This window comes from Tumebacillus amylolyticus (genome assembly GCF_016722965.1).
GTDB lineage: Bacteria > Bacillota > Bacilli > Tumebacillales > Tumebacillaceae > Tumebacillus > Tumebacillus amylolyticus.
Map to the genome: position 1 here is coordinate 723,929 of NZ_JAEQNB010000001.1, position 20,074 is coordinate 744,002.

Sequence of the window (20,074 nt, forward strand, 5' to 3'; positions counted from 1 at the left end):
GTGGACAACGCGGGCAACAAAGAAACGGCGCACTCCTTCGAAGTCAAACTCGACAGAACCGCACCGACCACCACCGCAACTGCTCCGACCGACTGGTCCAAGGATGACGTCACCGTTGCTCTCACGGCAACCGACGCACAATCCGGCGTTGCAAAAACCTACTACTCCGTCAACGGTTCCGACTTTGTAGAAGGAACCTCCGTCGCTCTGACCCAAGAAGGAGTGAACACCATCACCTTCTACTCCGTCGACGTGACGGGCAACACGGAGAAATCGCAAACCCTGCAAGTGAAACTCGACAAAGCAGCACCGACCACGACCGCCGACGCTCCGACCAACTGGTCGAACGCAGATGTCACGGTCAACTTCACCGCAACGGATGCTCAATCCGGCGTGGCGAACACCTACTACTCCGTCAACGGTTCTGATTTCGCAGCAGGCACCTCGGTCACCCTGAGCAACGAAGGCACGAACGTCGTTTCCTTCTACTCGGTTGACAACGCAGGCAACGCGGAGAAATCGCAAACCGTAACGGTCAAACTCGACAAGTCGGCACCGACCACCACGTCCGATGCAGCGACCGCCTGGTCGAACCAAGACGTCACGGTCCACCTGACCGCGTCTGACGCACAAAGCGGCGTTGCCAAAACGTACTACAGCATCAACGGAGGCCCGTCTGTCGAAGGAACTTCCTTCACGCTGACCAAGGAAGGCGAGAACACCGTCACCTTCTACTCCGTTGACCAACTGGGCAACGCAGAAAAGTCCCAAACCATCACCGTCAAGCTTGACAAAACGGCTCCGGTCACCGCGGCATCCAACGTCCCGACCGACTGGACCCAAGACGATGTGACCGTGAACTTCACCGCAACCGATGCAGCTTCCGGAGTGGCGAACACCTACTACTCCATCAACGGCGCACCGTATGTGGCAGGCAACTCCGTCACCGTCACCCAAGACGGCACGATCACGGTCAGCTACTACACCGTTGACACGGCCGGCAACCAAGAAGCTCCGAAGTCTCTGCAGGTCAAGATCGACCACACGCCGCCGACGGTTACGTTCAACCTCAACGACGAATACGCGATCGGTTCCTTCATCAACCTGCGCAACATCGTGACCTTCAACGACCTGCAGTCCAACATCGTCTCGAAGAAAGTCAATATCGACGGGCCGTTCGGCATCCGTACCTTCGAGATTCACGACAACCTGTTCGTTCTGCTCCCGGGCGAGTACAAAGTAACGGTCACGGCGACCGATGCATCCGGTCAATCGATCCATGCAACGAAGTCGTTCACCGCGTACATCCCGGTCACGGTCGAAGTAACGCCGAGCGTCATCAAAGGCAACAAAGGAGAGTTCACCGTCCGCACGGGGCTCCCGAGCGGATTCCTGACCCAAGGCTTTGACCTGAACACCATCACCCTCAACGGCGTGAAGGCGCTCACCAGCAACAACGGCTACTACCAACAAGCGAAAAACGGCCAGTTCAAGTTCGAGCGTTCGAACTTCGACTGGAGCCCGGGCACTCAAACCCTTGAGCTCCGCGGCTACAACAACGGGTTCCTCATCGTTGGGAAAACCACCGTCAAAGTTCAGAAGTAATGCGAAAAACCCCCTGCTGATCCGGCAGGGGGTTTTCATTTAGCGTGTGGCGTCGTCGCGTGAACGTACAATTCTCATTATCTTGTTAGAAAAAGGACAACACCGAGAGGGTGTTATCTTTTTTTGTTCACGAAAGGTACTATCAGCAGGAATCGAAGCAATAAAACTAGAAAAAATTAGCATCACTTAAAAGGGGACTGAACCACATGAGCGACGAAACGCAACAAAACTACTCCGACTCCGAACTCAAACTCTTCCACCGCATCGACAAAGCCCTCCAAAGAAAAGGCCAAGTCATTCTCTACGGACCCCCGGGGACAGGGAAGACGTATATGGCAAAAAAGTTTGTCGATTGGAAATTGAGCAAGACAGTGATAGCTTCCGCAATATTTTACTTAGGAGATAAGGAGGGACATGGAGGTATATTTAATGAGAATGGAATAGGAAAATTCAACCTATTAAATAATTCTCGTTATAACTTCGAGGAAAAACAGCTAGTATTCATAAATGAGTACAATGACGATAGAATTTTATGCGTTGGAATAGGTGAAGTTGATAGTTTGTCACTCGACAAAAATAGATTAACCATATCGCATGTGTTATTTCTTAAAAATAAAGTTGATATCTCCGATGTATACACAGGTAAAAATATTAATTTCGGTACAGTGAAATACTATTCAGGAAAGGTGTCGGATGAGAATTTACAAAAAATCAAAAATAAATTGGATAAAAGTGAAGAATGGGAAGCGATTAGTTTGTTACAACCGTTATGCATATGTACATTTCATCCTTCTTATACTTACGAAGATTTTATCGAAGGGTATAAACCAAAAGAAATGATAACTGAAAGCGAGAACGTTGGTGTTGTTTCATTTCATCTTGAAAGTGGTATATTAAAACGTTTTGTTGATAATATGAAATTTTCGTTTCCTCGTTACTTCATCATTGACGAACTTAATCGTGGTAATGTCCCAAAGATTTTCGGAGAGCTAATAACAATTATGGAAAAGGATAAGCGTGGTGAGGAGGTTCTTCTTCCATATAGTAAAAAAGGGTTCTTCGTACCAAATAATCTTAATATTATCGGCACCATGAATACTTCAGACCGAAGTATCAAGATGATGGATGCTGCTCTTAAACGTCGGTTCGCGTTTATTGAAGTAATGCCTGACTACTCGTTGTTCAAAACAAAAATTGACGAGCTTGATCTAACCCCGGGTCAAATTCTACAAAAACTGAACGTATATTTAATGGAGAAGGGTCTTGGACGGGACAAGCAGATTGGCCAAGCATATTTTATGCAGGACGGAAAACAAGTTACCAGCGTGGAAGAAATCCGAGACATATTCGATATGGATATCATTCCTTTGATCCAAGAATATTGCTACGACGATTATAACGATTTAGCTGATATTGTAGGCGCGGGCTTGGTGAATGCGACAGAAGAAATGATCAACCGAGAGCCATTCGACAACGTTGACCTTACACTGTTCATTAATTCTATTCGCACTCACTTCGGGGACGGTTCATGAAAAAGGAAACTGTTGAATTGAAGGAGTATGAAACCTCACAGGTACTCCCACACAAATTGCTCACCGATGATGACCGTCTCTTTCTAAAGGAACTTACTCGTTACAAGGACAAGCACCGCTTTTACTTTGAAGAACTCAAGCGAGGGTTTCAGATAAGAGCTCAAAGCTGGGTAGGTGTGATCGAACTGTCAAACCTCCGAATCCAAATCACCCCGAAGTTCGACCGTGGCTTCTCTCGTTTGGTTGAAATGCTATGTTTTCTCGATGACATTCCACATCACAATTGGAGAGATACCTCTGGAGAATTGGATAAAAGTGATTTTGTCGAGCTGTTGGCCCGAATGTTTTTGCAGGAATTGAAAAAGGTGATACAGAGCGGGATCGTCAAAGAGTACGTCACCCTAGAAGATAACCTCAACCAAATGCGAGGGCGGCCTGACTTTCTCATAAACATGCGCATGAACTATGCAACGCCAACTCGAATGTACTGTCATTTTGATGAACTGATTACGGATATCCCTGAAAATCAAGTCCTTCGTACAGCTTTAGAAGTTTTACAGCGTCTTCCGATCCAAAGTTCCACAAAGAAAAGAGTTCGCCGCTTACTCGGTGAATTTGAGGACTTTTGCGAGAGCTATTTGGAACTGGGATGGCCACATTTTCAATACAATCGTTTGAACGCGCACTACGAAACTTCACATGATCTTGCCTACTACATCATTCACCAAACATTTCTCAAAGATATGTACAAGGCGAGAGACCAAACATACTTTTCACTCCTCATGGACATGAACGATCTGTTCGAACGTTTTTCAGCCAAACTGTTACAAACGTATCTTCCGAAGCCTACCTATCGAGTCAAACCCGACAAAAGTTTTAGTCATGCCATCCGCTCAGGGGAGGATTGCTATCGTTCAATCAAGCCAGATATCATCGTTCAAAACCGATCAGACCAGACAAATCTCGTACTAGACGTGAAATACAAAAACTACGGTCCTAACCGAATTAATAATGATGACATTTATCAACTCTCTTTCTACGCCCATTCCTTCCACCGCGATACGTCTAAGCCCTGTTCGGTTCACCTGATCTACCCAAAGTACGCCGACGAACAAGCACCTGAGGAGAATCTATCCCTTCTCCCAGGAACACCGCATGCCTTGCACTTGCACACCAAACCGCTCTCCATCGAAACCACCCTCGACCTCATAAAATCCAAACGGACACAGGATCTTACCAATCTTGCCACATCCCTTATTTCAGGTCATTAGTAGGGCATGGTAAAATAACGTAGGTACGAATTTACGTTTCGGAAGGGAACGAGGCATTTTGGCGAAAAACAACAAACCCAATACCAAGAACTCCTCTTCAAGAACCACCAAGAAGAAAAACTCCAACACCCTCACTTGGATTTTCGGAGGAGCGGTCTTGGTTTTGCTCGTAGCGATCATTTGGGGGATGCTGGCGGGCGATACGCAACAGCAGGCGTCGGCCGCTCCGGCGATTGACGACATCTCGTGCCAGAGCATGGAGGGCGCGACGCAGCATGAACACGCGCACTTGGCGATCTACAACAACGGACAGCCTGTCGAAGTTCCGGCGAACATCGGGATCAAGCCGGGCAACAACTGCTTGTACTGGTTGCACACCCATGACGCAACGGGCGAACTGCACATCGAGTCTCCGATTGCGCGCGACTTTACGCTCGGCAATTTCTTCAACATCTGGGGCGAACAACTCGACGCGACCCACGTCATGAGCTACACCAACGGCTCCCCGCTGAAAGTCTATGTCGATGGCAAAGAATTCACCGGCGACCCGCGCACCATCCAATTGAAACGCCACACCCTCGTCACGGTGGAAGTAGGCCCCAACTTCGTGGAACCTGCGAAGTTCGACTTCCCGTCCGGCGACTAACCCTCATACGTGAACGAAAAGAGGACCTGTCAAAACTTGACGGGTCCTTTTTTCATACCATCAGCAGGAGTCTGCAGAAAATTCGAGAAAAAGAGAGGAGAATCGACAAAAAACCAATTTCGAGGGACCCCTTTCATGAAACCATATATCGTACTCGCTGCCGCCGTCGCCCTGGTCCTCACCGGAGTCCTCACAGAACAAGCGCTCCCCCACACGGAGAAAGTCTCTTCTCAGAATACCGCCCAGTCCAAAGCCCCGGTCCAGCGAGAAGTCCAGAAAGTGTCGGACCTTCCCGAAGCAGACCCGAAACCTCAGCACGTCATCTCATCTGTCCCACCTGCACCTCCCACACCACAACCGATCCCCGGCAAAGTCGCCTACTTGACTTTCGACGACGGTCCTTCAGAGAACACCGCCCGCATCCTCGACACGCTGAACAACGAACACATCCACGGCACTTTTTTCGTCATCGGCAACTCCACTCCAAACGGTCAAGACCTCTTGCGACGCATCGTGAACGACGGCAACGCCATCGGCAATCATACCTACTCGCACAACTACACCAAAATCTACAAAAGCCTCCCTGCTTTCCTCGAAGATTTCAACCGCAACGAAGCCCAAATCGAGCAAGCCACCGGCATCCACACCACCCTGATGCGCTTCCCCGGCGGCACCAACAACACCGTCTCCATCCAAGCCGGCGGCAAAGGCATCATGCACAAAATCGCCGGCGAGATGACCAAGGAAGGCTACGTCTACTTCGACTGGAACGTCTCCAGCGGCGATGCATCGGGCAACAACATCCCGGCTGCCACGCTGATCGACAACGTCCTCACCCAATCCAAGGGCAAAGACACCGTCGTCATCCTCCTGCACGACGCACTCGCCAAGAGCACGACCTGCGACGCACTGCCCGCCATCATCCAAGGACTTCGCCAACAAGGCTTCTCCTTTGACAAGCTCAACGCGCAATCGCCAGCGTACCAATTTCGGTCTTAACGCGCCTCGTCTCACATAGCATGGGGAAAAAAGCAAAGAAGGTGCGCGATGTTCCCCCTCCTGATCGGCCGCCGGATTTTGATCATGATGAAAAAATACCAAATCGAGATCCTGCAACACCTCCCCGGACAGATCGAACTCTACTCCCCGCTGTGGAAAAACTCCGACGAGATGACGGAGTTGCTCACCCAATTCGACCACGAACCGGGCATTCACAAAGTGGATTTCTCCAAACGCGATGGCAAATTGCAGATCCACTTCGACGAAACCCTGACTAAAGACTACGCCCGCATCGAAAAATGGATGAACCGTCTCGAACTCTTCGGACGGGGACGATAAAAAAAGCGACAACTCCACACCGGAGTTGTCGCTTTTTTTATACTGGATGTGCGTAGAAAAACTGGAAACGGTCACTCTAACTACAGACAGTTCAAGAGGGAGGGGGAGAGGTATGGAGAAACCCTCGATTTCGACGTTTCATGCCGTAATGCTCTTGGTTGGATCGACCGGACTGTTGAACCATGTGCTCATCATCCCGATGATCTTGCAGGAAGTGGGGCGGGATGCGTGGATTTCCGTACTTGGTACCACCGGCCTTGCGTTGCTTTGGATGCCGTTGTTGTACGTGATCACGAAACGAACTTCCCAACAACATCTCATGAAGTGGTTTCAAACCTCGTACGGCAAATGGCTCGCCAATGTGTTGGGTGTGTGGGTGGCTCTGTATCTTCTGCTCGTGAGCGTGAGTACGTTGAAGGATATGTTGACGTGGACAAAGGTCTCCTATATGACACAGACCCCGACGCTTGCGTTGTTGGTGCTGTTTCTGGCGCTGTGTTTCGTCAATGCGATGGCGGGAATTCAATCGGTTGGTGCGATAGGAGGCATTTTGATTCCGGTTGTGATTGTGTTCGGATTTTTTGTCATGTTTGGCAACATGCATCAAAAAAACTATCACCAGTTGTTGCCGTTTCTTGAACATGGGTGGAGCCCGCTACTCAATGGCGTGCTTTACGCCGGGGCCGGTTTTACAGAATTGATGTATCTGGTGTTGATGCAGCATCACGTGCGCAAACCGATTCGATTCCGCACATTTCTGCTCGTTTGTCTCGCGTTCCTTGGCTTGACATTGGGGCCGTTGATTGGCGCGATTGCGGAGTTTGGAGTGTTTGAAGCGGCAGGGCAGCGGTATCCGGCCTATGAAGAGTGGCGCTTGCTGTACATCGGACGCTATGTGGAGCATGTTGACTTCCTCTCGATCTACCAATGGTTGAGCGGCGCCTTTGTGCGGATTTCCCTCTCGATGTACCTGATCCCCGACGTGCTTCGGGTCAAGGAACGGAAGCAACGGCGCTGGGTGATGCTGGGTGTGTCGGTGTGCATCGGGGCTTTGGTGCTGTGGCCGATCAGCGATATGAAGTTTTTTGACCTGTTGACGCGCTTTGGAGTTCCGATGTTGACGCTCTGGTTGTGGGTGTTCTCGTTGGTGGTCGGGATCTTGGTGTTGGTGCGTAGAAAGCAAAAGGGGGTGTGAGGGAGATGGAATCGAACTTGCGAGCTTGGTTTCAGTCGAGCTCCGACGTGGAGTTTAAAACGATGCGGTTGGGAAGCGTTTTGCGGCAACAATCTCTGTTGCTGGTGTATTGCAACGGGTTGGTGGATGAGCGGCAGATCAACCAAGCCCTCTTGCCCAATTTGCTTGCGGCGTTTCGTGACACACCGCCCCAAACTCCGGAGGAGTTGGAAGTGGGGAAGCCGTTGCTGATGACGAAAGTCCCCGACCCTTCTGCCAAGGACGAGGTGGTTCGTGCCGTTTTCGAAGGCAACTTGCTCTTGGTGTTTCAAGATTTGAATGCCCTGTATACGGTCAACATCGCAAAGCTTCCCTCGCGCAAACCGGACGAGCCCAGCACCGAAATTTCCATCCGGGGAGCTCGTGACGGGTTCGTGGAAGAGATCAACGTGAACGTCGGCCTGATTCGCAAGCGACTGCCTACCAACACGATGTTCTGTGAATCGTTCACCATCGGGACGCGCTCCAAAACCAAAGTCGCCCTGCTGTTTCTGGAAGACGTCGCCAATCCCACGGTTGTCGAACAGATTCGGGAGAAGCTCAAAAACCTACAGATCGACGCCATCCAAACGTCGCAACAATTGGAAGAGTATTTGGCGGAGGGCAAGCGGGCTTTGTTTCCGCTGTTCACGTATACAGGGCGACCCGATTTTGCCTCGATGTCGATTGAAAACGGGAGGGTGGCCCTGTTGGTCGACGGGTCGCCCACCGCCATCATCGCGCCGGTCTCTCTGTTTTTTCTGCTGCAAGGATCGTCCGACTCGACGACGATGTTTCAATTTGTGGGATTTCAGCGCTTCATGCGGGTGGTTGGGCTCTGCATCTCGCTGTTGCTGCCGGCGTTCTGGGTTTCGCTGAACGGCTATCACCAAGACCAACTGCCGTACACGCTGCTGGCGACCATCGTCGTCTCGCGCCAAGGGGTGCCGATGCCGGCCCCGATCGAGGCGTTGCTCGTCATCTTGCTGTTTGAACTGTTTCGGGAAGCCGGGCTTCGTTTGCCCGCGACCGTAGGGCAGACGCTTTCGGTCGTGGGCGGCTTGATCATTGGACAAGCGGCGATCAGTGCCGGATTGACCTCGCCGAGTTTGTTGGTCATTGTCGCCACGTCGTCGGTGGCAAGTTTTATCTTGGGCAATCAGGACTTGTCCGGTACAATTCGTCTGCTCAACATGGCCTTTGTAATGATGTCGTCCGTATTCGGGATGTTCGGGTTCTTCGTGAGCTGGTTCGCGTTGCTTCTGTATCTGGTGAATTTGCGCTCGTTTGGCGTCCCCTATCTCGCTCCGGTGTCTCCCGTCGCGTTCCCCGACTTGCGCCGCATGTTTTGGCCGGCCCCGTTCGGAACTTCGAAGAAACGACCGCAAGTGCTTCACACGCAAAATGAGAAACGCTTGGAGGAGGAACCGGAATGAAAGGGCGGGCCTCGTTGTTTCTCGCTTTGGTGTTGTCCATGTCCTTGCTCACCGGTTGTTGGGACTTTAAAGAGGTCGAGCATGTTATCTATCTGAATGCACTCGGCGTGGATTATGTGAACGGAAAATACATCCTCTACGCGCAAGTCATCGACTTCTCCAATTTGAGCAAACAAGAGATCGGAGGCGGGCGGCACCCCGAAAAGGCTGCGATCGGCAAAGGGATCGGGGATACGTTTGACCAAGCGGCTTTCGACTTGTATCGCACGGAACAAGGACAAATTTCATGGGCTTACATCTCGGGGTTGGTGTTCTCGGAGCGTGCCATCAAATCGAACATCCCCATGCAAGCGATCGATCTGATGCGGCGGTTCCATGAGATGCGGCATACGATCTGGACGTTTGGGACGAAGGAATCGTTAGACCAACTCTTCTCGAGCACGCCGATTATGAACCTCTCGATCCTCTACTCCCGCTTAACGTCGCCGGAGGAACCGTTCCGCCAGAGTTCGGAGATCCAACCGTTGTATCTCAATCAGGTGATCTCCACCATCAACGAGTCTGCAGAGACGACGCTCTTGCCGTTTCTCTCCATCTCAAAAACGCGGTGGAAAATGGGGGATGAGCCTCATCCGAGTATGCAAGTCAAAGGAGTCGGCGTCATCCTCAACGGGAAATATCAAGGGTTCGTGGATCAAAAAGATTTGCAAGGAGTGCGGTGGACCTCTCCGCAGTATAGACGAAGCGCCATTTTTACGCACAGAAAGGGCAAACCGTTTGCTGCGGTGGTGATCCGGAAGCGAAAGTGTATCTACAAGCCGATTCTGGACGGGGACAAGGTGGCGTTCGACCTCGAGATCAACGTGCAGGGAATGATGTTGGAGGTCTGCCAAAAAATTTCGGAAGACACCATTCGGCAAGCGGTTGTTGAACAGATGGAACGAGAAATCCGGGAGAGCTATGAAGTGGGACTTGATCAAAAGTCTGACATCCTCAATCTCGGACTGCAATTGTACCGTCAAAACCCTCAAGCCTGGCACCGCCTGTCCCACAACGCCGCGTTGCCGCTTTCCAAAAAATCCTTGCGAAACATCCGGATCAACGTGAAAATCCAATCATCCGGCAAACTGAAACTCTAGAAAAAAGCGACGTGTGCGAAATCGTACACGTCTTTTTTTCATCCCTTTTTCATGATCTTGTGCTAGACTACTTTCAGTATGGTTAGAAAGGAAGTTGTCTTACGTGAACTATGAATTGTTCCAATGGATCAACAATTTGACCGTGGATGCACCGGCATGGCTGTCCGACTCACTGGTCTTCTTGGCGGACAAAGTCGAATACCTGTACATCGTCCTGCTGCTTCTCCTCTGGTTCCTCGGCACTGGGGCGGCGAAGACGGAAAACCGTCGCACGTCGCTGTATACGTTCTTGGCTGCGATGGGCGGTTTCCTGCTCTCGTACATCATCGCGAAACTGTACACGCACCCGCGCCCGTTCATGGTGCATGACGTGCACCAACTCATCCCGCACGCGCCGGAGAACTCGTTCCCGAGCGACCATGCGACCCTCGCGTTTGTTTTCGCTTGGATGCTCTGGATTCGCAAGCGTTCGTGGGGCTATGTCTTGCTGCCGCTCGCCATCGTCGTCGGATTCGCCCGCGTCTACGGCGGCGTCCACTACCCGATGGACATCGTCGGCGGCGCTGTGGTGGCAGGGGTGGCAACTTGGGTCGTTCTGCGTCTCACCCGTTTGTGGGAACCGCTGATCCAACTCACGACGAAGGTCTCCAAGAACTTCACCTCGCAGGGCTAATCGTCGAAGAAATGAGAACCCACCCTCTCCCGGAGAGGGTGGGTTCCTTTTTATGTATGTATTTTCCAGAGTTTGTGATATACTGATTGGGCACTTTTTTCTGAATGAACGGAAGGGACGGTGACGTGATGACGATTTTGCAACATCCGGATTACGCAAATGAACGGACTCGATTGGAAGCGACGAAGGAATACATCGGGCTGGTTCTGACGGAGAGCGAGCGCAACGAAGATGCGTTTCGCGCCGACATCAAGGACGCGTATGCCCGCTTGAACTCTTTGGACGGTTCGGAGGGATATATCGCCCTGCTGACCTCGGCACGGTTCTTGGACATGACACGGCAAAACTTGCGCCAACTGCAACAAGTGCAGAGCAAGCCGTACTTCTGCCGAATCGATGTGAAGCCGGAGAACTACGACCAGATCCAACCTCTCTACATCGGCAAAGCGTCGCTGTTCCGCCCCGATACCCAAGAGCCGGTCATCGTGGACTGGCGCTCGCCGATTGCCAACGTCTACTACGAGGGACGCATCGGGCCGATTTCCTACGAGACGGAAACGGGTACGGAGCACGGGGAATTGTTCCGCAAGCGGCAGTATACGATCGACGGCGGGGAGTTGCACGACTTCCGCGACCTCGACATCACCACGCGTGACGAACTGCTCCAAGAGTCGCTGGGCGGCAGTGCCGACTCTCGACTGAAAGACATCGTCTCCACCATCCAAGAGGAACAAAACCGCGTCATCCGCGCCGAGATGTACCGCCCGATGATCGTCCAAGGGGCGGCCGGCAGCGGCAAGACGACCATCGCTCTGCACCGCATCGCCTACCTCATCTACACCTACGGGGACAAGTTCAACCCCGACCAATTCATGATCTTGGCACCCCATCAACTGTTCTTGAAATACATCGCCGACGTGCTGCCGGAACTCGGGGTCGAAGCGGTCAAACAGACGACCTACCTCGATTTCGTGTTTGAAGGCATGGGCAAAAAACTCAAACTCACCGATCCCAACGAACGCCTCTACCAGTTTCTCGAAGGAGGCGACAACGTTGACCACCTGCGGTTCGTCTCGCGCTTCAAGGGGTCTCTGGAATACAAGCAGGGAATAGACGCCTACCTCGACGCCCTAACGCTTCGGATGCTCCCCAAGGAAGACTTCAAACTCGCCAAGCACGTCATCTGCAAGTACCAAGAGATCCGCAAGTTCTTCCGCGAAGATTACGTGCGTCTGCCGATCTACAAACGGGTGGAGAAGATCAAGAAGATCTTGCAAGACCGCTTGAAAGCGAAGAAAAAGGAAATCTTCCAACACATCATCGACCACTACGACAACGAGATCGACCAAGCGTTCATCATGTACAAAGACCCGGAGAAGCGCCGCACCAACGTCGTCAAACTGATGGACACCAAGGAAGACCTCCTGAAAAAAGTCGAAGCCCGCTCCAAGACGCTGGTCAAAGACTTCATGGCGAAGTTCCCCAAGCAGACCTTGGTCGCGCACTACCGCGAGTTCCTGCAAGGGCTGCCGGCCTCGGAGGAGATCGGGTTCTTGCAAGCGCACACCTTCGCCCTGCTCGACAAAAAGAAAATGGAGCTCGAAGACACCGCCGCTCTGCTCTACCTGCAACACAAGCTGTTCGGACTGCTCGCCGAGTTCAAGATTCGCAACCTCGTCATTGACGAAGCGCAAGACTACAGCGTGTTCCAACTGCTGGCACTCAAAGAAGTGCTGGGTTCCGACATGTTCACCATCCTCGGCGACCTCTCGCAAGGGATTCACTCCTATCGCGGGGTGGAGAGTTGGGACAAGGTCCTCGACGCCGTGTTCCCGAGCGGGAACTGCAACTACCTCGTGTTGGAGCAGAGTTACCGGACCACCGTGGAGATCATGAACCTCGCCAACCGCGTCATCGTCCATTCGCAAACACCGGGTCTCGTGCTTGCCAAGCCTGTCGTGCGGCATGGAGACGAGCCGCGTCAGGAAGTGTTCACCGAGGAGAGCGACTTGATCGCCCGCGTGCTCTCCGACGTGGAGCAGTTGAAAGCGCAGGGCATGAACTCCATCGCCGTCATCGGCAAGACGATGGCCGAATGCCAACGGATCAAGCAAGGCATCGACAAGCACGGAACCTCGCTGAACGTCCACGTCCTCGACGAAAAAGAAGACTACGGCGGCACCGACCTCGTCATCGTACCTGCCTACGTCGTCAAAGGCTTGGAGTTCGACGCCGTGTTCATCGTGAATCTGCAAGAGGAGTACACCGCAGAGGAACTCGACGTCAAACTCCTCTACGTCGCCATGACCCGCCCGTTGCACCGCATGGCCGTCTATTCGATGGAAGGCAAGACGGGACTGCTGGACATGATTTAAAAAGTACTGCACCCCAAATGGGACCGTACAAAAAAGGCAAAACTAAAAAAGGACTCGGCGCACATGGCGCGAGTCCTTTTTTGGCGAGGCTGTTGGTGCGGTTTTTTTAACGACTACTTCCCGGCGAAGTATTCTTCCATCGTCAGGCCCTTGTCGTTGAGGGTCTTGGCGAGTTCAAGACCGACATAGCGGAGGTGCCACGATTCGTAGGCGTACCCCGTGATGGCTTCCTTGCCTTGCGGGTAGCGGATGATGAACCCGTACTCGTAGGCGTGCTTGGCAAGCCATTTCGCTTCCTGCGTATCGCCGAAGCAATTTTCGGCGGCACACGCTCCGGTGCTGCCGGAAACGTCGATGGCAAGTCCCGTTTGATGCTCACTGTGACCGGGGACGGCGCTGTAGCGGCGGGCTTCTGCCTCGCCTTGCTGTTGAACATAGCCGTCGAAGAGGGATTTTTGCAACTCATAGGAACGGAAGCCGGAGACTCCTGCGAGGAGGATGCCGTCTTTTTTCGCACCTGCGAACAGTTTCTCCAGCGCTTCGGCTGCGGGTTTGCGCATCAGGCGTTTTTCATCGTGCCCGGAGAAGATGAACGGCAGGTTGGGATCGTCATAGAGATCGGCAGGACGATAGCCGTCCGGCAACGCGTTTGATTGTTTGTTCACGAGCACCGTGATGGAGTCCGGCGTCTTGGCCGGATCATGCGGATAGTCGGTGGGGGACTTGTCCGGCTGCGGAGCCGGTTGGGTCGGTTCGGACGACGACGGCGTGGTCCCGCCGCTTTTGTCAGGGGTGCCCCCCGTGTTCGACGTGCTCGGTATGGTGACGCTGGGCTTGTCTGCCGAGCCCTTGATCGGCGTGGAGCATCCGGTCAAACAAACGGTACACAGCCCGGCAAGCAACAACGTGGTGGTGATCATGCGGAGTTTGTTCTGGAAAATGTTCATCGTTGTTCCTCCCTCTCTTCTCCATAGTAGACCTTGAAGCGGACAAGGTCAAACGAAACGCCCATCGCATATGCTGTGGGTGCAAGGAGGGAGCCCATCATGCATCTCACGTACGGAACGAAAATGCCCATGCGGCTTTTGGATGAGGTGGAGTTTTGGAAACGGCAGGAGAATGAACATACGGTGGTCATCGCGACCTTGTCTCCTGATTTGGAACCCCAGTTCAAGGAAGCGTTGAAACACTGGGGCGAAGCGTTCGCGCAAGTCGACGGCTTGGCGACCCGCTATCTGGAAACCATCGTCCGAAGCGGCGACCACGTGTCCGAGTACAACCGCAAATGCGTTATCCATCTGGTCGATTTCGCCCTGCACCAAAGTCAACATTTCATCCAGTTCCTGCATGTTTTGAAATCCACATCCAAAGCCCCGAGTCTCAACAACCCGGTCGTGGTCACCGTCCTCGATCACATCCGCCGCGAGTCGGAGTATTTCATCGGAGCGTCAGAAGGCGTGCTTCACAAAAAGTAAGTCCATCCTCCAAAAAAAGTCGTCGACCCAGCGTCGGCGACTTTTTGTTCACACCTTCCCAGCAACGTGCCCTTATAATTCGACGTTTTTTGTGCTACTCTGATAAGGTGAGATGAGATTTAGTCCGGCTTGGAAGGGTGACCAAGGATGCCTTTACGTGAACGTTTTGCGCGCTTAAAGCGATGGCTGAAATACAAGTACTTGCAACTGCTCCGAGCGAAGGGCGGACCTTCGAAAGTCGCGATGGGGTTCTCCATCGGGCTTGCCATTGAGATGTTCACGTTACCGACGTTCGGACTTGCGGCATTGTTGATTATCCCGGCTGTGTATCTGTTGCGCGGCTCTTTGCCCGCCGCTCTGCTCGGCTTTCTGTTTGGTAAGATCATTTACCTTCCGATGGCGTTCCTCAACCGCAAAATCGGTGCGTTGATCGTCCCGGACAACTTACTCGCAGGGGTGCGATTTCACCACTTACATTGGCTGAACCACTTCATCCACATCATCGACGAAGCGCTCGACCTCATCGTCGGGGGCATGATCGTGGGGGCGGCGCTCGGGTTGATCGCGTACTACCCGGTTCGCAAACTGCTTCAGATCTACATGGAGCGCCGACTTGAGAAACGCAAGCATCGCAAGCGTCCTCATGAGGAAGACAAGGAACACGCCATTTCAAGCGAATAAAAAAGACCAATCCCGTTTGCGGGCTTGGTCTTTTTTTCTGTGTTCAGGCTCTAGGGCTTGAACTTGTCTTGGACGAGGTTCTCGATGTCGTCGAGGACTTTGTCGGTCGGCATCTCGTTGCCCATCAAGTACTGACCCCGCACGTTGTTGTTGCGGTCCATGAGGAACAGCGAGCGGGTGGAGTGCGTGAAGGAGCCGTCTGCGTTTTTCTCAAGCAACAGGCCGTAGTCGTTGGCGACTTTGTTGGTCTGCTCCTCCGTCCCGCGCAAGATCACCCAACCGGACTGGTCGATGCCCATGCGGTCGGCGTATGCGCGCAACACTTCGGGAGAGTCGCGCTCCGGGTCAAACGAGATCGAGACGAACTCGACATCGCTCCCAAACAATCCCTTGGCTTTGAGTTGCTTCTGCAACGTGACCATGTTCGCCGTGGTCAACGGGCAGATGTCCGGGCAGTTCGCATAGAAAAACTCCACGACCCGCACTTTGCCTGCCATGCTGTGCATGGAGACGGGCTTGGCGTCGAGGTTTTGCAACGTGAAGTCCGGCGGCTTGTCGATCACGTCGAGACGGGAATGGCCGTACCAGAACCAATAGCCGATCCCGCCGAGGACGAGGAGCACGAGAAAGGCGGCGACGAAAGTGAACCAGTGTTTCTTGATGGTGTTCATCTGCGGCCCTCCCTATTGTTGCTTCGCCAGCCAAGCGGCGAGTTCGGAGATTTGGGTTTGGTCGAGTTTGTTGGCGAACGCGGGCATGCCGGGACCGCCGTTTTGAATTTGCTTGGTGAGTTTGTCGGCGTCGAGTTTCATGCCGATGTGTTGCAAGTTCGGGCCGGCACGACCTTCCAAGTTCTGACCGTGGCAACCGGCACACGAGTTTTGGAACGTTTTGTATCCATTGGACTCCTTGTCCACGAGCACGACGTCCGTGTCCTTGGTGGCACCGGAACAGCCGACGAGGACGCCTGCCGTCAGCAGGGTCAGCCCGAGCAGGAGAGAGCGAGAGGTGTTCATGTGTAAGGGCTCCTTTCTCTACTCTTTACAGTGTACCCTGCTCAGGGCTCGTGTCAAATAGCCCGACAGAGCTAGAATTAATCGAATTTCCAACAATTGAGGCTGAGGTTCCCCAACTGGTACCCGTCATAGATTCGCGTGCCTTTGCGCGTCTCATCGGCGGCGCCCATCGCATAGAGCAACGGAATGTAATGCTCCGGCGTCGGCGCGGCATAGGCTCCATAGGGATGTTCCGTTCTCGCATTGGCGAGCGACTCGTAGTTCCAGTCCTGAATCTGTCGCGTCACCCATTCGTCAAACGTCACCGCCCACTCATCGGTCGGGCCGCCCCCGAACTTCATCGTGCTGAAATTGTGTACGGTGCCGCCGCTGCCGATGATCAACACGTCTTGCGCACGCAGGGCCGCAAGCGCTTTTCCGATGAGATAGTGTCCGTCTCCCGTGAGACGCGAATTGACCGACATCGCCACGACCGGGATGTCCGCCTCCGGGAACAGGTGTCGCAAAGGAACCCAAGCTCCGTGGTCCAATCCGCGCGTCGGGTTGTGAATCGAGGAAATCCCCGCCTGTTGCAGCAAGTCGGCGATCTCATCGGCCAGCGCGATGTCGCCCGGTGCTTCGTATTTAATTTGATACAACGCATCGGGGAACCCGCCGAAGTCGTAGATCGTGCTGTACCGCTCCAAACGGGAAATCTGCTGGGTCACCGCCTCCCAGTGCGCGGAAAAAAGTACGACAGCCTTCGGGCGGCGTTCCAGGCTAGAAACCAGACGTTGAAGAAACTCTACATAAGGACTCTCTTCGATTGCGATCATCGGAGAGCCGTGTCCGAGAAAGAAGGTTGGCATCATTTGATCGATCACCTCATTTTTACTGTATCATGCCCGAAAAGTGAGCCGCATCACGTTTTTTGGAATCAGTCTCAAGACGGATAGCCAACGCCCTCTGAAATCACTAAAATGGTAAATGATACTCTTGGAATTGATACATAGGAAAGGGTGACCCCCCACACATGAACGCAACCAAACAAAGCAAGCTCGGCTTCGTTGTCGCCGGCCTCTTGCTTGGGATCTTGATGGCTGCGATGGACAACACCATCGTCGCAACCTCCATCGGGACCATCGTTTCAGACCTCGGCGGCCTCGACAAGTTCGTCTGGGTTACCTCGGCGTATATGGTCGCTTCGATGGCCGGCATGCCGATATTCGGTAAATTGTCCGATATGTACGGACGCAAGCGGTTCTTTATCTTTGGCCTGATCGTGTTCCTCGCGGGTTCGATGCTTTGCGGCATCGCCCAAAGCATTGAGCAACTCGCCATCTACCGTGCGATCCAAGGGATCGGCGGCGGTGCGCTGATGCCGATCTCGTTCACGATTATGTTCGACCTGTTCCCGCCGCAAGCTCGCGGCAAGATGTCCGGTCTGTTCGGCGCCGTCTTCGGCACATCCTCCGTATTTGGCCCGCTGCTCGGCGCGTGGATCACGGAGAACATTTCGTGGCACTGGGTCTTTTACATCAACGTTCCGATCGGGATCGTCTCGCTGTTCCTGATTGCGTCCTTCTACAAAGAGTCGATGCAACACACCAAGCAAAGCATCGACTGGATCGGTGCGATTACGCTGGTGGGTGCAGTAGTTTGCCTCATGTTCGGTCTGGAATTCGGCGGCAACCAATACGCGTGGGATTCCGCGCAGATCATCTCTCTGTTTGCCGGGTTTGCCGTTCTGTTCATCGCGTTCCTGTTCGCGGAGACCAAAGCGAAGGAACCGATCATCTCGTTTGCGATGTTCAAACGCCGCACGTTTGCGACGTCGAACGCAGTCGGCTTCTTCTACGGAGCTTCGTTTATCGTGGCGACCGTCTACATCCCGATCTTCGTTCAGGGCGTGCTCGGCGGTTCGGCGACCAACTCCGGTCTGATTCTGTTGCCGATGACCGTCGGGAGCGTCGCCGCCGCGCAAGTGGGCGGTTTCCTCGCTACCAAGTTCCCGTACCGCAACGTCATGACGATTTCGGCGCTGATCATGTTGGCCGGGATCTATCTGCTCGGCACGCTTGCGACCGATACGACTCGCGGCATGCTGACGGTCTACATGATCCTGACCGGCTTTGGCGTCGGCTTCTCGTTCTCGATTCTCAGCATGTCCGCCATCGAGGGCTTCTCGATGCGTGAACGCGGTTCGGCGAGCTCGACCAACACGTTCATGCGGACGCTCGGCATGACGCTTTCTGTCACCGTCTTCGGGATTGTGCAACGCAACCTGTTCTCCGACAAAATGACAGAAGCTTTCGCGGGCATGGGTGCTGCACAGTCCGGCAACTCCTTCGGCAACGACCCGCGCGCGCTGCTCTCTCCGGAATTGCGCTCGCACATCCCGCCGCAAATCCTCGACAAAATCACAGAAGCCCTCTCGTCGTCGATCGCCCACACGTTCCTGTGGACGCTGATCCCGGCTGTATTGGCTCTGGTCTTCGTCCTGATGATGGGCAAAGCCCGTCTCGACCGCGGTCAGGCAGCGGCAACTCCTCAAACCAAACCGCAAGCATAAAAAAAAGCGAACGATACGTGGTGTATCGTTCGCTTTTTTATTTAGTTACCACGACGACGCAGTGCCACCAAAGAGAAGGTGGTCGCAAGCGCACCGACGACGGCTACGGACAGACATACAGCAGTAAAGAATTCCATTTGGTTTTCACCCCCTGCATTCTTAATAGTACACCAAATGACAGGTGGTTGTCTTGGTGTAATTACTTCAAATTTGCGTAGGCGACGGCAATTTGCGCGCCGACGTGGGCGTTATGCTTCACCAGCGCGATGTTGGTGTCCAGAGATTGGCCTCCGGTGATCTCTTTCATCTTCGCGAGCAGGAACGGAGTGGCGTCTTTGCCTTTGATTCCTTGCGCTTTGGCTTCAGCGAGCGCGTTGTCGATATGCGACTCCATCGCTTGTGCGTCGAGGGCGTGTGTTTCCGGCACGGGGTTGGCAACGACTGCGCCGCCCTTGAGTCCGAGCGCCCATTTGGTGTGCAGGAAGCGGGCGATCTCTTCCGGTGCATCGAGTCGGTAGTCGACGCCGTGACCGCTGGAGCGGGTGTAGAACGCCGGGAAGTCGTCGGATTGGTAGCCGATGACCGGGACGCCGTGGGTTTCCAAGTATTCAAGCGTGCGGCCGAGGTCGAGGATCGACTTGGCACCGGCACAGATGACCGCCACGTCGGTTTGGGCGAGTTCGGTCAAGTCGGCCGAGATGTCCATCGTCAGTTCGCCTTCGCGATGCACGCCGCCGATGCCGCCGGTGACGAAGACTTTGATGCCCGCCAGTTGAGCGCAGATCATCGTGGCCGCGACGGTGGTGGCACCGTTTTTCTTTGCAGCGACGACGTAGGGGAGGTCGCGGCGGGAGACTTTATGTACGTTGGACGCTTGACCGAACGATTCGAGTTCTTCGTCGGTCAGCCCGATTTTGATGCGGCCGTCGATGATGCCGATGGTGGCGGGGACGGCGCCTTGCTCGCGGATGATGTTCTCCACCTCGCGTGCGGTTTGCACGTTTTGCGGGTAGGGCATGCCGTGCGAGATGATTGTGGATTCAAGAGCTACAACAGGGCGGCCTGCACGCAGAGCGGCGGCAACGTCGGAGTGGATGTCTAAGAAGTCATGCATGGAAGTAGG

The 20,074-nt window shown here is 53.7% G+C and carries 19 protein-coding genes; 14 read left to right on the plus strand and 5 right to left on the minus strand.

Annotated elements, in window-relative coordinates; translation table 11 throughout:
• From JJB07_RS03365 to helD, 11 genes are all read left to right on the plus strand, one after another.
• The coding region (locus JJB07_RS03365; protein ID WP_430727202.1) for an OmpL47-type beta-barrel domain-containing protein at positions 1 to 1,605 on the plus strand (1,605 nt) is incomplete at its 5' end.
• A 206-nt stretch (positions 1,606 to 1,811) separates the two neighbouring features.
• Complete coding sequence (locus JJB07_RS03370; protein ID WP_201631105.1) at positions 1,812 to 3,137, plus strand: McrB family protein; 1,326 nt, start codon at positions 1,812 to 1,814, stop codon at positions 3,135 to 3,137.
• Positions 3,134 to 4,408 (plus strand): McrC family protein, encoded by a 1,275-nt coding sequence (locus JJB07_RS03375; RefSeq protein ID WP_201631107.1) that lies wholly within the window; start codon positions 3,134 to 3,136, stop codon positions 4,406 to 4,408. Before JJB07_RS03370 ends, JJB07_RS03375 begins: the two co-directional genes overlap by 4 nt.
• A gap of 157 nt (positions 4,409 to 4,565) precedes the next feature.
• Positions 4,566 to 5,054, plus strand: a complete 489-nt coding sequence (locus JJB07_RS03380) for a hypothetical protein (RefSeq protein ID WP_201631109.1) — start codon at positions 4,566 to 4,568, stop codon at positions 5,052 to 5,054.
• 135 nt (positions 5,055 to 5,189) lie between these two features.
• A complete protein-coding gene (locus tag JJB07_RS03385) occupies positions 5,190 to 6,053 on the plus strand; it encodes a polysaccharide deacetylase family protein (protein WP_201631111.1) in 864 nt (287 codons plus the stop codon).
• A gap of 48 nt (positions 6,054 to 6,101) precedes the next feature.
• Positions 6,102 to 6,392 carry a hypothetical protein gene (locus tag JJB07_RS03390; protein WP_201631113.1) on the plus strand — a complete coding sequence of 97 codons (291 nt, stop codon included), beginning with the start codon at positions 6,102 to 6,104 and terminating at the stop codon, positions 6,390 to 6,392.
• A 112-nt stretch (positions 6,393 to 6,504) separates the two neighbouring features.
• The gene (locus JJB07_RS03395; RefSeq protein ID WP_201631115.1) at positions 6,505 to 7,587 is read left to right on the plus strand and encodes a GerAB/ArcD/ProY family transporter; all 1,083 of its coding nucleotides are present in this window, start codon (positions 6,505 to 6,507) and stop codon (positions 7,585 to 7,587) included.
• 5 nt (positions 7,588 to 7,592) lie between these two features.
• Entirely contained in the window at positions 7,593 to 9,041 is a 1,449-nt protein-coding gene (locus JJB07_RS03400) for a spore germination protein (protein WP_201631117.1), read from the plus strand.
• Positions 9,038 to 10,180: a Ger(x)C family spore germination protein gene (locus JJB07_RS03405; protein ID WP_201631119.1), complete on the plus strand. Its 1,143-nt coding sequence runs from the start codon at positions 9,038 to 9,040 to the stop codon at positions 10,178 to 10,180. The genes JJB07_RS03400 and JJB07_RS03405 overlap by 4 nt, the downstream gene beginning before the upstream one ends.
• Positions 10,181 to 10,283: 103 nt before the next feature.
• On the plus strand, positions 10,284 to 10,853 hold the full coding sequence (locus JJB07_RS03410) for a phosphatase PAP2 family protein (protein WP_201631121.1): 570 nt from the start codon (positions 10,284 to 10,286) through the stop codon (positions 10,851 to 10,853).
• 128 nt (positions 10,854 to 10,981) lie between these two features.
• Positions 10,982 to 13,228, plus strand: coding sequence for an RNA polymerase recycling motor HelD (gene helD, locus JJB07_RS03415; RefSeq protein WP_201631123.1), 2,247 nt, complete (start codon positions 10,982 to 10,984; stop codon positions 13,226 to 13,228).
• Between the two features lie 113 nt (positions 13,229 to 13,341).
• On the opposite strand, the gene JJB07_RS03420 is transcribed toward helD, so the two are convergent.
• Positions 13,342 to 14,175, minus strand: coding sequence for a M15 family metallopeptidase (locus JJB07_RS03420; RefSeq protein ID WP_201631125.1), 834 nt, complete (start codon positions 14,173 to 14,175; stop codon positions 13,342 to 13,344).
• A 99-nt stretch (positions 14,176 to 14,274) separates the two neighbouring features.
• Here JJB07_RS03420 and JJB07_RS03425 point away from each other — a divergent pair, with 99 nt between their 5' ends.
• Together JJB07_RS03425 and JJB07_RS03430 are read left to right on the plus strand one after the other, a co-directional pair.
• Positions 14,275 to 14,703, plus strand: coding sequence for a DUF2935 domain-containing protein (locus JJB07_RS03425; RefSeq protein WP_201631127.1), 429 nt, complete (start codon positions 14,275 to 14,277; stop codon positions 14,701 to 14,703).
• 147 nt (positions 14,704 to 14,850) lie between these two features.
• A complete protein-coding gene (locus tag JJB07_RS03430; protein ID WP_201631129.1) occupies positions 14,851 to 15,384 on the plus strand; it encodes a DUF2062 domain-containing protein in 534 nt (177 codons plus the stop codon).
• 50 nt (positions 15,385 to 15,434) lie between these two features.
• On the opposite strand, the gene JJB07_RS03435 is transcribed toward JJB07_RS03430, so the two are convergent.
• From JJB07_RS03435 to JJB07_RS03445, 3 genes are all read right to left on the minus strand, one after another.
• Complete coding sequence (locus JJB07_RS03435) at positions 15,435 to 16,055, minus strand: SCO family protein (RefSeq protein ID WP_201631131.1); 621 nt, start codon at positions 16,053 to 16,055, stop codon at positions 15,435 to 15,437.
• A 12-nt stretch (positions 16,056 to 16,067) separates the two neighbouring features.
• Positions 16,068 to 16,400: a c-type cytochrome gene (locus JJB07_RS03440; protein ID WP_201631133.1), complete on the minus strand. Its 333-nt coding sequence runs from the start codon at positions 16,398 to 16,400 to the stop codon at positions 16,068 to 16,070.
• Positions 16,401 to 16,477: 77 nt separating this feature from the next.
• Positions 16,478 to 17,251, minus strand: a complete 774-nt coding sequence (locus JJB07_RS03445; RefSeq protein WP_201631135.1) for a dioxygenase family protein — start codon at positions 17,249 to 17,251, stop codon at positions 16,478 to 16,480.
• A gap of 161 nt (positions 17,252 to 17,412) precedes the next feature.
• On the opposite strand from JJB07_RS03445, the gene JJB07_RS03450 reads away from it, so the two are divergent.
• A complete protein-coding gene (locus tag JJB07_RS03450; protein ID WP_201631137.1) occupies positions 17,413 to 18,951 on the plus strand; it encodes an MDR family MFS transporter in 1,539 nt (512 codons plus the stop codon).
• A gap of 199 nt (positions 18,952 to 19,150) precedes the next feature.
• Here the strand turns inward: JJB07_RS03450 and JJB07_RS03455 are convergent, their stop codons facing one another.
• On the minus strand, positions 19,151 to 20,065 hold the full coding sequence (locus JJB07_RS03455; protein WP_201631139.1) for a pseudouridine-5'-phosphate glycosidase: 915 nt from the start codon (positions 20,063 to 20,065) through the stop codon (positions 19,151 to 19,153).
• Positions 20,066 to 20,074: the final 9 nt, after the last annotated feature.

Coding starts and splice junctions, on each gene's coding strand:
- JJB07_RS03375 (WP_201631107.1), top strand. CDS start 3,134: ATGAAAAAGGAAACTGTTGAATTGAAGGAGTATGAAACCTCACAGGTA.
- JJB07_RS03450 (WP_201631137.1), top strand. CDS start 17,413: ATGAACGCAACCAAACAAAGCAAGCTCGGCTTCGTTGTCGCCGGCCTC.
- JJB07_RS03395 (WP_201631115.1), top strand. CDS start 6,505: ATGGAGAAACCCTCGATTTCGACGTTTCATGCCGTAATGCTCTTGGTT.
- JJB07_RS03425 (WP_201631127.1), top strand. CDS start 14,275: ATGCATCTCACGTACGGAACGAAAATGCCCATGCGGCTTTTGGATGAG.
- JJB07_RS03435 (WP_201631131.1), bottom strand. CDS start 16,055: ATGAACACCATCAAGAAACACTGGTTCACTTTCGTCGCCGCCTTTCTC.
- helD (WP_201631123.1), top strand. CDS start 10,982: ATGACGATTTTGCAACATCCGGATTACGCAAATGAACGGACTCGATTG.
- JJB07_RS03390 (WP_201631113.1), top strand. CDS start 6,102: ATGTTCCCCCTCCTGATCGGCCGCCGGATTTTGATCATGATGAAAAAA.
- JJB07_RS03445 (WP_201631135.1), bottom strand. CDS start 17,251: ATGATGCCAACCTTCTTTCTCGGACACGGCTCTCCGATGATCGCAATC.
- JJB07_RS03370 (WP_201631105.1), top strand. CDS start 1,812: ATGAGCGACGAAACGCAACAAAACTACTCCGACTCCGAACTCAAACTC.
- JJB07_RS03440 (WP_201631133.1), bottom strand. CDS start 16,400: ATGAACACCTCTCGCTCTCTCCTGCTCGGGCTGACCCTGCTGACGGCA.
- JJB07_RS03430 (WP_201631129.1), top strand. CDS start 14,851: ATGCCTTTACGTGAACGTTTTGCGCGCTTAAAGCGATGGCTGAAATAC.
- JJB07_RS03405 (WP_201631119.1), top strand. CDS start 9,038: ATGAAAGGGCGGGCCTCGTTGTTTCTCGCTTTGGTGTTGTCCATGTCC.
- JJB07_RS03385 (WP_201631111.1), top strand. CDS start 5,190: ATGAAACCATATATCGTACTCGCTGCCGCCGTCGCCCTGGTCCTCACC.
- JJB07_RS03420 (WP_201631125.1), bottom strand. CDS start 14,175: ATGAACATTTTCCAGAACAAACTCCGCATGATCACCACCACGTTGTTG.
- JJB07_RS03455 (WP_201631139.1), bottom strand. CDS start 20,065: ATGCATGACTTCTTAGACATCCACTCCGACGTTGCCGCCGCTCTGCGT.
- JJB07_RS03400 (WP_201631117.1), top strand. CDS start 7,593: ATGGAATCGAACTTGCGAGCTTGGTTTCAGTCGAGCTCCGACGTGGAG.